This is a genomic window from Pseudarthrobacter sp. HLT1-3 (assembly GCF_059383535.1).
In genome coordinates this window covers 88,979-101,680 of record NZ_JBWZCJ010000008.1, presented here as the reverse complement: position 1 = coordinate 101,680, position 12,702 = coordinate 88,979, and the positions used below count along the sequence as shown (strand labels likewise).

6 protein-coding genes are annotated in these 12,702 nt (G+C 64.9%); 2 read left to right on the top strand and 4 right to left on the bottom strand.

Translation table 11 applies throughout. The features are described 5' to 3' along the window. Window positions 1–34: 34 nt before the first annotated feature. Complete coding sequence (gene glpK / locus AC50X9_RS09145; RefSeq protein ID WP_494892672.1) at window positions 35–1,549, top strand: glycerol kinase GlpK; 1,515 nt, start codon at window positions 35–37, stop codon at window positions 1,547–1,549. A gap of 79 nt (window positions 1,550–1,628) precedes the next feature. On the opposite strand, the gene AC50X9_RS09140 is transcribed toward glpK, so the two are convergent. From AC50X9_RS09140 to AC50X9_RS09125, 4 genes are read right to left on the bottom strand one after another with little or no spacing between them, the layout of a single operon-like run. After that, window positions 1,629–2,546, bottom strand: a complete 918-nt coding sequence (locus tag AC50X9_RS09140; protein WP_494892670.1) for a hypothetical protein — start codon at window positions 2,544–2,546, stop codon at window positions 1,629–1,631. A 38-nt stretch (window positions 2,547–2,584) separates the two neighbouring features. Beyond that, window positions 2,585–5,728, bottom strand: coding sequence for an efflux RND transporter permease subunit (locus AC50X9_RS09135; protein WP_494892668.1), 3,144 nt, complete (start codon window positions 5,726–5,728; stop codon window positions 2,585–2,587). Window position 5,729: 1 nt separating this feature from the next. Next, window positions 5,730–6,182 carry a hypothetical protein gene (locus tag AC50X9_RS09130; RefSeq protein WP_494892666.1) on the bottom strand — a complete coding sequence of 151 codons (453 nt, stop codon included), beginning with the start codon at window positions 6,180–6,182 and terminating at the stop codon, window positions 5,730–5,732. Beyond that, a complete protein-coding gene (locus AC50X9_RS09125) occupies window positions 6,179–9,355 on the bottom strand; it encodes an efflux RND transporter permease subunit (protein ID WP_494892664.1) in 3,177 nt (1,058 codons plus the stop codon). Before AC50X9_RS09125 ends, AC50X9_RS09130 begins: the two co-directional genes overlap by 4 nt. 764 nt (window positions 9,356–10,119) lie before the next feature. Between AC50X9_RS09125 and leuS the strand changes: the two genes are divergently transcribed. Further along, complete coding sequence (gene leuS / locus AC50X9_RS09120; RefSeq protein WP_494892662.1) at window positions 10,120–12,651, top strand: leucine--tRNA ligase; 2,532 nt, start codon at window positions 10,120–10,122, stop codon at window positions 12,649–12,651. Window positions 12,652–12,702 lie beyond the last annotated feature (51 nt).

Below are 12,702 nucleotides of genomic sequence, written 5' to 3'. Positions count from 1 at the left end.
ATTCAACTGCCAGCCCCACGACAAGGACGTCAACATGAACCAGTACGTAATCGCCATCGACCAGGGCACCACCAGCACCCGCGCCATCGTGTTCGACCACAGCGGAAACATCGTCTCCTCGGGCCAGATGGAGCACGAGCAGATTTTCCCGCAGGCCGGCTGGGTGGAGCACGACCCCGCCGAGATCTGGAACAACACCCGTGAGGTGATCGGCTCCGCGCTCTCGAAGGCCAACCTGACCCGCCACGACATTGCCGCCGTCGGAATCACCAACCAGCGTGAAACCGCCGTCGTCTGGGACAAGACAACCGGCAAGGCTATCTACAACGCCATCGTCTGGCAGGACACCCGCACGCAGTCGATCGTCGATGAGCTGGCGAAGGACGGGGGGCCGGAGCGGTTCAAGCAGAAGGTCGGCCTGCCGCTGGCCACCTACTTCTCGGGCACCAAGATCAAGTGGATCCTGGACAACGTCGAGGGCGCCCGCGCCAAGGCCGAGGCCGGGGATCTGGTCTTCGGCAACACCGACTGCTGGGTGCTCTGGAACCTCACCGGCGGAACTGACGGCGGAGTCCACGTCACGGACGTCACCAACGCCTCGAGGACCATGTTCATGGACCTGGAGACGCTCTCCTGGGACCAGGAAATCCTGGACGCCTTCGGAGTGCCTGCGTCCATGATGCCTGCCATCAAGTCCTCCTCCGAGGTTTACGGCACGGTGCACACCTCGCAGCTGCTGCGCGAGGTCCCGGTCGCGGGCATCCTCGGCGACCAGCAGGCGGCAACGTTCGGCCAGGCCGCCTTCGACGCGGGCGAGGCCAAGAACACCTACGGCACCGGCTGCTTCCTCATCTTCAACACCGGTGAGGAAATCGTCCACTCCAAGAACGGGCTGCTGACCACGGTCGGCTATAAGCTCGGCGACGCCGCGCCGCACTACGCCCTGGAAGGCTCCATCGCCGTCACCGGGTCGCTGGTGCAGTGGCTGCGGGACAACCTTGGCATGATCAGCAGCGCCCCGGAAGTCGAGACGCTTGCCGCTTCGGTCGAGGACAACGGCGGTGTGTACATCGTTCCTGCGTTCTCCGGGCTGTTCGCCCCCTACTGGCGTTCGGACGCCCGCGGCGCGATTGTCGGCCTGACCCGCTTCGTGAACAAGAACCACATCGCCCGCGCGGCGCTGGAGGCCACCGCCTTCCAGACCCGCGAAGTGCTCGACGCCGTCAACGCCGACTCGGGCGTGCCGCTGACTGAGCTGAAGGTCGACGGCGGCATGGTCGCCAACGACGCGCTGATGCAGTTCCAGGCGGACATCCTGGGCGTCCCGGTGATCCGGCCCAAGGTCGTGGAAACGACCTCGCTGGGCGCCGCCTACGCCGCCGGGCTCGCCGTCGGCTTCTGGAAGGACCTCGGCGAATGCTCCGCCAACTGGTCCGAGGACAAGCGCTGGGAACCGAAGATGGAACAGTCCGAGCGCGAGCGCCAGATGCGCCTCTGGAAGAAAGCCGTCACCAAGTCCATGGACTGGGTCGACGACGACGTTAAGTAGGTCCTTCCGGCACAAGGAGAGCTCCGGCCAGCAATGCTGGCCGGAGCTCTTCCTGTTCTTCGCCGGTGAGGAACCCGGGTCAGTCCCGGTGCCGCCGGGGAGCTACCTCGACGGCGGGAGGCGTCTTGGCGTACACATCCTTGCTGACCTCATAGGCGCGCCTGTCCAGTTCCAGTGCCTGCTCGTTGACCTTCCTGAGCTGCGCATCGCTGAGCTTGCGGATCTTCACCAGGTCCATGGTCTCCTGCTGGTCACCGCCCACTGCGGTGACCAGCACGAGGCCGGTGCCGGCGGAGTAGAACTTCCGCTGGTGGCCGGCGTCGGGCGGTTCCAGCGGGTTGTATTCATCGATCACCAGCACATCGTCGTAGCATCCGGTCGGGACGCAGACGTGCTGGTTCGTTTCGATCACGTTGCCGCAGTCGAGGAAATCAACCGTGGGCGCATACGCCTGGACATACGCCGGTGTGCCGGTCCTCGGACGGGCCTGCATGGCGATTCCGGCCTGTGCCTTGGCGATCCCGCTCATAAAGGTGCTGGGCGCACCCACAAACTCCCCGTTTTCATACTCCTCCGGATACTCACCGAAGAGCCAGACGTCGTTATCCTCCGACTGGGCGAAGAACGCCAGCTCGGATTCAGCCAGCTCGCCGTCGGAGTAGTCCCGGTCCCACATCACCAGGGTGTTCACCCCGTCGATGACCTTGGTCAGGCCGGTGACGGTATGGACAACCTTGTGCGCGCTGGTTCCTTCCGCCGAGGTGACGGTGCCGTCGGTGGTGTACTGCATCCCTGGCTTCAGCGGAAACCATTTGTTGTTGATCCGCGGCGAGGCAGGGAATTCCCAGGGATCGAAGTCGATCTCCGAGCCGGGTCCGCAGAGCTCCTTTGGACCCGGTGCGGCGGTGGCGGCAGCCGCCGTCGTCACCGTCAGCGTGGCCAGCACCAGCAGGAGTGCCGAGCCGTATGCGGTGAAGCGTTGTCCTGCTAGAGGCATGTCACAGGCTTCTCTCTTGGATGATGGGTGGCGGGTGGCTAGCCGACCGCGACCGGTTCGGGCTGGCGTGGCCCGCGATGGCGGGCCGGACCCTTCTTGGCAAAGCGGAGGTACAGCGAGGGGACAATGAACAGGTTGACCAGCGTCGAGGTGACGAGGCCGCCCAGAATCACCACCGCCATCGGGTGCTCGATCTCATGACCGGGGATGTTGCCCATGACCACGAGCGGCACGAGGGCCAGCGCGGTGGCGAGGGTGGTCATCAGGATCGGTGACAACCGTTCGGCCGCGCCACGCAGCACCAGGTCCCGGCCGAAGGGCATCCCTTCGAACTGTTCCAGGTGCTGGCAGTGGTTGATGAGCAGGATGCCGTTTCGGGCCGCGATCCCCATCAGGGTCAGGAAGCCGACCAGCGACCCGAGGGAGAGGATTCCGCCGCTCAAATGCGCTGCGATGATGCCGCCCACCAGCGCCACCGGCAGCGTCAGGATGGCAAGAATCGCCAACCGCCAACTGCGGAACGCCGCCTGGAGCAGCAGGAAGACCACGATGACCGCGCCGATCGCGTAGAGCAGCAGCCGCTGAGAGGCGGCCTGGCGTTCTGCGTATTCGCCGAGGGTAACCGCTTCGTAGCCGACCGGGAACTCAACCGACTTCATCTGGGACTCGAGGTTCTCGACAACTTTCGCCAGATCGCCTTCCTTGACATTGGCACTGACGTCGATGCGCCGGGATCCTTCCGAACGCTCGATGACGTTCGGGGTGGGCTTGACCGCCACTGTGGCGACGTCGGCCAACCGGATCTTCTGCCCGCTCGGGGTATCAAGCTGGAGGTTCTCGATGCTCGTGACGCTGGTCCGGGTTTCCGGCGGGCTCCAGACCTGGACGTCGTAGGCCTTGCCGTCCCGGTAGATGTCGCCCACTTCCTCGCCGGCGATCATCGTGGCCGCGGCGCGGCGCACATCGCCAGGTTTCAGCCCGTAGCGGTTCGCGGCGTCCAGGTTCACTTCCACGTTGATCTGCGGAATGTTGGCCTGGAGGGCGACCTTCGCACCCACTGCCCCCTCGATGCCGCCCAGGATGGTCTTGATCTTGTCGGCCTCCTGCTTCAGTATCGTGAGGTCGTCACCGTATACACGGACGACGACGGCGTAACCTGTGCCGGTCAGGACCTCGCGGATGCGTTCCTTAAGGTAGGTCTGGACGTCCCGGACAATGCCGGGATAGCCATCAACCACTTCCTGGACTGCCGCGAGGGTTTCGTCATAGTCGACCGCGGGGTCGACGCTGATCCAGTTCTCACCGAAGTAGACGCCCACCACCTCATCGGCGTTGAAGGCCTGTCCAATGTGCGACCCGCAGTTGTTCACGCCCGGTATCGTCATGAGCTCCTTGCAGGCCAGCTGGCTGACGCGGACCTCCTCCGAGTTGGAGGTGCCCGGCTGCGTGAGCCAGTGCATCAGGAAGTCCCGTTCCTTGAAGGACGGCAGCAGCGATTGGCCCAACAGGGGGGCCGCCACAATGCCGACGACGCCCAGCGCGCCCAGGGCAAGGTATCCCGGCACAGGACGGCGGACGATGGGCCGGAGCGCTTTGGCGTACCAGCGCTTGAGTACCCTGACGACCGGCGGATCGCGGTCCTCCAGCTTGGCGTTCCGCAGGAAGATGTACGCCATCGCCGGTGTGACTGTGAGCGCGACCAGCATGGACGCAATCACCGCAAGGGTGTACGACGTGGCGAGCGGCCGGAAGAACGCCCCCGTCAGTCCGTCCAGGAAGAAGATTGGCACGGTGGCGGCAACGATGATCAGGGTTGCATACACAATCGGTCCCCGGACCTCAAGCGAGGCGTTGACCACCACCCGGGCCGTGCTTCCGGTGCCGCCACTGGCGCGGTGCTGGCGGAGCCGCCGGACGATGTTTTCGACGTCGATGATGGCATCGTCCACCACCACCCCGACGGCAATCACCAACCCCGCAAGCACCATCGTGTTGATTGTGCCTCCGGTCCAATACAACACCAGTGCTGCGGCCATCAGGGACAGCGGGATCGCCGTCACGCTGACCAACGCAGTCCGCCACTGGAAGAGGAACACGCTCAGGACCAGGATGACCAGGAGGCATCCGAGGACAAGAGCCACACCCAGGTTGCCCAGTGATTCCTCGATGAAAGTCGCCGGCCGGAAGATCGTGGTGTCCACCGCGATCCCGGTGAGGCCCGGTTCGAGTTGCTTTAGCGCCTCTTCGACCCCACGCGTGACTTCGAGCGTATTGCCCCAGGGGAGCTTCTCCACGATCAGCATGAGCCCCGGACCACCGTTGATGACGGCGTCACCGATCAGCTGCTGGTGATCTTCCACGACGGTAGCGACGTCGGAAAGCCGGAGCGGGGCCTGGCCCCCACGATCTTCCACTGCCACCTTCGCCAGTTCTTCAGGCGACGTGATGGGCTGGACGTGGCGGATGCCCAAGGCCTGGCTGGGTGTATCGAGGGCTCCGCCGGTTCCGATCAGCGCGCCGGGGGAGTACTGCAGCAGCCCCGCATCGAGGGCGTCACCGGTGGAGGTCATTACGGTTTCCAGCGTGACGTTGTGGGCCGCCAGCTTGTTGGGGTCAACCTGAACCTGAAGCATCTGGAGGCGTTCACCCCAGATCGCCACGTTGGCCACTCCGGGAACGCGGAGCAGATGGGCCCTGACGTTCCAGTATGAGATCATGGACATTTCGATCAGGGAGCGCGTGTCCGAGGACATCCCGATCTTCATGACCCTGCTGGTCGAGGACAGCGGCTGCAGCATCAGCGGCGGCGCGGCCCAGGTGGGCAGGGTCGGGATAACGGTTGCCATCCGCTCTGACACCAGTTGCCTGGCGGTGAGCAGATCGGTGCCGTTTTTGAATTCCAGCACGATGGAGGAGAGCTGCGGAACCGACTTTGACCTCATATGGTCGAGGCCGTCGATGCCGTTGAAGGCCTCCTCCAGGGGAACGGAGACCAGTTCCTCGACCTCTGCGGCGGTGAGTCCAAGGCAGGCGGTCTGGACCTCGACTTTGGGCGGCGCGAACTCGGGAAACACGTCCACGGAGGCGCTGCTGAGTTGCCCGCCGCCGACAACCATCATCGCCGTGGCGAGCGCAATGATGATTGATCTGAACCTGAGGCTGGCTGCGACTATCCGGCGCATGTCATTTGCCAGTATTAAATTCGGCGCCGAACAGCTCAGCCGCGCCTACCGTGACCACCTGCGTTCCCACCGGAGGTCCGGCGGTGGCCGTGACTACGCCGGCTTCCACCCTGCTCACTGTGAGCTCGTGGCGCGCGAAGACCCTCGGTTCCGGGCTGGTGTAAACCCAGGTCTTGCCGTTGGCGTCGTACATCAGGGCCCCGTAGGGCAGCGTGATGTCGGTTCCCGCCCCGGCCGTAACCGGCTCGGTTTTCAGTTCCAGCCGATCCACGCCCCGCTGGGTCAGGGTCAGCTTGGCGATGCCGGTGTCCGCGTTCTTTTCCACCTTGGCCGGGGCCTCAGTGACGGCCGTCTGGGCGGCGGTTGGCGCCGCGCAGGCCGGGAGGGAGAACACGAGAGCTGCACAGACAGCGGCCGCCAAGGGTAGGCGCCGTTGGGGTTTTCGGCTGGTCATTTTGCTTCCACCTTTTCCTGCATGACGGGCTGAACGGGGACTTCCGCTTCGTAGACTTCCGACCACTCTTCGGGTGCGGTGCGGGGACCGAACCACAGGGTCAGGAGGGGGAACACCAGCAGCGCCACAAGCGTCGCGGTGATGAGGCCGCCGACGATGATCAGCAGCATGGGGACGATCAGGGCCTGGCCGACACTGCCGCCAAGCAGAGCCGGCGGTATCAGGACCGCGACGGTGACGAGTGCCGCTTTGAGGACCGGCGACACCCGCTCGCGGGCCGCCGTCAGAACCACTTCCGTGCTGGACGATTGCGGCGCCGAGCGCCATAGTTCGTCTGCCCGTGCTGACAGCAGCACCGCGTTGCGGGCCGTGATGGCCAACACCGCAGCAACGGCGGTGAGTGACAGCCAGGAGATCGACGTCGCGCCGATCCACGCGGCCACAAACGAACCGGACAGCGCCGCCGGTAGGGTCAGGAAGACCGCGAGTGCGAGTTTCCAGCTCCGGACCGCGGTCTGGAGCAAGAGCAGGATGCCTACGAGGGACCCTGCTCCAAGCCACAGCACCAGCGTGTCAGCTGCCCGCAGTTCACCGTATTTGGCGGGGATTTCGGCATGGTATTCCAGCGGGAACTGAACCTGCTTTATGGCTGCTTCAATATCGCGCTGGACGTCGGCCAGGGGCCGTCCGACGATGTCGGCTACGACGTCGATCCGCCGGGAGGTGGCGTCGTGCTGGATGACTACTTCATTGGGAACCATCCGGACTGCGGCGATCTCGCCGAGCTGGACGTGTCCGCCGTCGGGGGTGTCCAGGAGCAGTTCGCGGATGCTGGTGAGATCATCCCGGACGTTCGCCGCACCACGGACTACCACTTCGAACACCTTCTGTTGTTCAAACATGTTGCCGACGATGACGCCCTGCATCAGGGTCGCGGCGGCGCGCCGGGCGTCGCCAGGCTTGATGCCCACCCGGTTGGCGGCCTCCAGATTGACCTCGACTTCCACGATCGGGTTCATCGCCGCGGTGTTGATCGTCGGGTTCTGGACGCCGTCGATCTTTTGCAGGGCCTTCCGGACGTCTTCGGCCTTTTCGCGCAGGATCGGCATCTCGGTGCCATAGACCCGCACCGCGAAGCCCCGCTCCAGGGTGCTGCGCATGTTGCCGACTTCCTGCTGCGAGTAGTTCGTGACGTTATCGGAGATACCGGGGTAGCCCTGGACCACGTCCCGTACTGCCTGCTCCGTGTCGCTGAAGTCGGCGTCCGCAGCTATTGACACCCAGAGCTCGGCGGAATTGTTTCCGACAACCTGGTCCGAGGTGATGGCACGGCCGATGTGGCCGCCCACGCCGCTCACGCCCGGCAGCGCGCGCAGTTCCTCCGAGGCCCTCGAGGCGACCCGGCGGACTTCGTCAGTGGACGTACCGGCCATGGTGTCCCACTGCACCAGCAGGGTCCTGTCCGGAAGCGTCGGGACGATGGGCCGGTTGGCCACGAGTTGGGATCCGGCGGCGAGGCCCAGGGCCCCGATGACGGCAACGGCGACCAGGCTGAGGGTGCGGCGTGAACGGGCGCCATCCAGGACCCGGTTGTAGCGGGCACGGGCACGACCGGCGGCCTCAGACTCGGGCCGGCGGGCGGTGTCGCGGGGCAGCAGCATCTGTGCCAGGACCGGCGTCACGGAAAGGCCGACCAGGAGCCCGGCTGCGAGGGCCAGCGCCAACGACCAGAAGAGCGGCTGGAAGAAGGAGCCGCCGACACCTGATACAAACAGCGTCGGGATGAGCGCGACAACCATAATGACTGAGGCGTGGAAGAGCGGAGTGCGGATGCCACGGGCCGCGTCCGTTATGCGCGACCGCAGCGTGGCTTCGGTTTCAGTTGCCACGGTGGTCAGGGGCCGGCGGCGCTGCGCCTGGACGTCCTCCACAATGTCACCGACGATCACCGAAACGCCGAGCAGAATGCCGAGCAGCACCGTGATGTTGAGCGTGGCGTTTTGCGAGTAGAGCACTACGGCCGCGGTCATGACCGTCGTCGTGATGGCCACCAGGGCGATCACAGCGACCCGCCAGGAGCGGAAGAGCAGCCAGAATAGTGCCACAGCGATCAGGAGGCTGAGCAGCAGCGCGACACCGAGACCGTCCACGGTGTCCTGAACGGCAGTGGCGGGACGGAACACGCTGGTGTCGATTGTGACGCCGGTGAGTCCCGGTCCCATGTCCTGCAGGGCTGCCTCGACATCACGGGTCACATCCACCGTGCTGGTCCCCGGGAATTTCTCCACGACCAGCATCAGGCCTGCATCCTGGCCGACGACGGCATCGCCGATCAGGGGCTGATGGTCTTCCTTGACGTTTGCTATCTCGCCCAGCATCATCGGCTCGGGCGCGTCCTCCACGCTGACTTTGGCCAGGTCCGCCGGGGTGCGGATGGGAAGAACGTGCTGGATACCCAAACGCTGGCTGGGGGACTCCACGAATCCGCCGGTGCCCGGAGTGGACGCCTCAAGGAAGCTCAACGGTGAGACCCAGACCGCGTTGCCGGCGGTCTTGATGATCTGTTCCAGGGTGATGCCCCGGTCGCGCAGCTGGGTGGGAGTGACCTCCACCTGAAGCTGCTGTTCACGCTGGCCCCAAATGGATACGTTCGCTACCCCCGGAATGCCGACCAGGCGCGGTTTGATCTTCCAGCGTGCCAGGACGGACATCTCGATGCCGGAGAGCTGCTTGGAGTTTAACCGGACCATCAGCACGCGGCTGGTGGAGGACATCGGCTGCATGATCATCGGCGGGGACGAGACGTTCGGCAGGGCGTGCGCCTGGGTCATCCGTTCCGCCACCAGTTGCCGGGCACGGAGCAGGTCCGTGCCCGGCTCGAAGACGAGTTCAATGGATGAGAGCCCCGGAACGGATTTGGACCGGATCTCATCCAGCCAGGCCACTCCATTGAGGAGATCGGCCTCCATCGGGGAAGTAATGAGCTGTTCCACCTCAACAGCCGAAAGGCCCAGCGCCTCGGTCTGGATCTCAACCTGCGCCGGTGCGAACTCGGGCAGGGTATCCACTGCGATGCGGGGGACGTTCACGACGCCGAAGGCAATGAGTCCGGCGGCGAGGGCGAGAACGAGGATGCGGAAGTGCAAACTGTACCGGGTTATCCAGCCAAACATGGCTAGGCCATTTTCTGGTGGCTGCCGGTAGCGTCGATGCGCTCCGTTGGGAGAATTAATTTGCGCGGCACTGAAACGTCGAAGGGATACATGGCAGGCTCCTCAACCCAAGATTTGGTGAATCCCCCCCAGGGATCTTGGGAGAATAGTGTGCCTATTCGAGGGCGTTGGCAAGGCCGCTGGAATACCGGAAACCACGGGCGTTTCGAGTAGTCAGAAAGATGCAGTGCTGCGCATTTAACGAGAGCCCAGGGACGCATTCAACGAGAGTCCAGGGACTACGTGGATGGCTCCCTTGGGACCCCTCGGATGCCAAGAACTGCTACCTGCCTATTTCTGCAAACTACTCGCACGCTAACTTTTAGCACTCGCCGTCCCGGCAAATAGCATTATTAGTAAGTACCGCTGTTTCCCAGTGTTAGGTTTATAACAATTTGAGCGCTGCCCGGACCCGCCGGATTCTCCGCCTTTCGTCCCGGCCAGCTTCCCGTTGGGCCGCCGATCATCGAGGGGCGGGCCATGCTCCACCCGCGGCGCGGCCAAAGGCGCTAAAGTGGTTCTATGCGTGCGATCCTTCTGCTTAGCTAGCCGCCCGGCGTTCCGAGGAGAATTCGGACTGTCGAGCGGCCGCCCCTCCGTGTCGAGGGGCTTTTGTGCGTCTGGGCCCTTTTCGGGAACGGCGGCAGGGGGAGGGGCCGAGCGCGACGGGCCCCCGTAGTACAGACTTGACGGTAATCAGGCGTGAAGAACAGAAGAGGCCAGCAGTGAGCGTTCAGCCGGAGACAGAAACCGGAACAGCAGGAGTCGGAACGGATGGCCCCGAGGAAGGTGCCTACAGTTTTGCGGCAATGGAAGCCAGATGGCCGCAGGTCTGGGAGGACCTGAAAGTCTTCACGCCTCTCGATGACGGTTCCAAGGAACGCCGCTACGTTTTGGACATGTTCCCTTACCCGTCCGGTGACCTGCACATGGGCCACGCCGAGGCGTTCGCGATGGGCGACGTCGTCGCGCGCTACCTGCGGCAAAAGGGCTTTGACGTGCTGCACCCGATCGGCTGGGATTCGTTCGGGCTTCCCGCCGAGAACGCGGCCATCAAGCGCAACGCCCACCCCAGCGAGTGGACCTACGCCAACATCGAAACCCAGGCGGCATCGTTCAAGCGCTACGCCATCTCCGCCGACTGGTCCCGCCGGATCCATACCTCCGACCCGGAGTACTACCGCTGGACGCAATGGCTCTTCAAGCGCTTCCACGAGCGCGGACTGGCCTACCGCAAGAATTCCCCGGTCAACTGGTGCCCCAAGGACCAGACGGTGCTGGCCAACGAACAGGTGGTCAACGGTGCCTGTGAGCGCTGCGGTACCCCGGTCACCAAGAAGTCACTCAACCAGTGGTACTTCAAGATCACCGACTACGCCGACCGGCTGCTCGATGACATGGACGAACTGCGCGGGCATTGGCCCGAACGTGTCCTGGCCATGCAGAAGAACTGGATCGGACGGTCCGAGGGCGCGCACGTCACCTTTGTGATCGAGGCCGACGGCGGCAAACCCGCCAAGGACGTTACGGTGTTCACCACCCGCCCGGACACCCTGTACGGCGCGACGTTCTTCGTGGTCGCCGCGGACGCGCCGATCGCCGTCGAACTCGTCAGCCAGGAGCACGCTGCCGCCCTGGACGCGTACCGCGAACAGGTCAAGGCGCTCTCCGAAATCGAACGCCAGTCCACCGAGCGGGAGAAGACCGGCGTCTTCACCGGCCGTTACGCGATCAACCCGCTGAACGGCGAGAAGCTCCCTGTCTGGGCGGCCGACTACGTGCTGGCGGACTACGGCACCGGAGCCATCATGGCCGTCCCGGCGCATGACCAGCGCGACCTCGACTTCGCCCGGACCTTCGACCTGCCGGTCCGGGCCGTGCTGGACACGGGCCAGGAAGACCCCGCGGTCAGCGGCACCGCGACCTCCGGCGAGGGAACCCTGATCAACTCCGGCTCCCTGGACGGACTGCCCAAGGCGGATGCCATCCCGGCCGCCATCGGGATCCTGGAGCAGCAGGGCACGGGCGAGAAATTTGTGAATTTCCGGCTGCGCGACTGGCTGCTCAGCCGGCAGCGGTTCTGGGGTACCCCGATCCCGATCATCCACTGCCCCGCCTGCGGGGAAGTCCCGGTCCCGGACGATCAGCTGCCCGTCACGCTGCCGGCCGACCTGCGCGGCGAAGACCTGTCCCCGAAGGGAACGTCACCGCTGGCCGCCGTCGACAGCTGGGTCAACGTCGAGTGCCCCAGCTGCAGCGGTCCGGCCAAGCGGGACACGGACACCATGGACACCTTCGTGGATTCCTCCTGGTACTTCCTGCGCTTCGTCTCCCCGCAGTACACCGACGGCCCGTTCGATCCGCAGAAGATCAACGACTGGATGCCGGTCGGCCAGTATGTGGGCGGTGTGGAGCACGCCATCCTGCACCTGCTCTACGCCCGGTTCTTCACCAAGGTCATCCACGACCTGGGCATGATCGACGCCGATGAGCCGTTCAGCGCGCTGCTGAACCAGGGGCAGGTGCTCAACGGCGGCAAGGCCATGAGCAAGTCCCTGGGCAACGGCGTGGACCTGGGCGAACAGCTGGACAAGTACGGCGTCGACGCCGTCCGGCTCACCATGATCTTCGCGTCCCCGCCGGAGGACGACGTCGACTGGGCGGACGTTTCGCCGTCGGGCTCCGCGAAGTTCCTGGCCCGTGCCTGGCGGCTGGGACAGGACGTCACCAGCGCACCCGGCGTCGACTACGCCGCCGGCGACCGGGCCCTGCGAACCGTCACGCACCGCACCATCGCCGACGCGGAAGCCCTGCTGGACCACAACAAATTCAATGTGGTCGTGGCCAAGCTGATGGAACTGGTGAACGCGACCCGCAAAACTATTGACGCAGCCAGTGGGGCCGGCGGCGCCGATCCGGCCGTCCGTGAAGCCGTCGAGACCGTCGCGGTCATCCTCAGCCTCTTCGCGCCGTATACGGCCGAGGATCTCTGGAACGTGCTGGGGCACCCGGCGTCCGTCGCCAATGCCGGCTGGCCGGCCCACGACGAGGCGCTCCTGGTGCAGGACACGGTGACCGCCGTCGTCCAGGTCCAGGGCAAGGTGCGGGACCGCCTGGAAGTCTCCTCCGAGATCGGCGAGGACGAACTGCGGGAACTGGCGCTGGCCTCGGAAAACGTCCAGCGTGCCCTCGACGGTCGCGGGATCCGCACGGTGATCGTTCGGGCGCCTAAACTGGTCAACATCGTCCCGGCCTAGCCGGGCCTGGCCGGCCGCCGGGGTGATCCGGCGGCTGGCCATCAGAGCGTG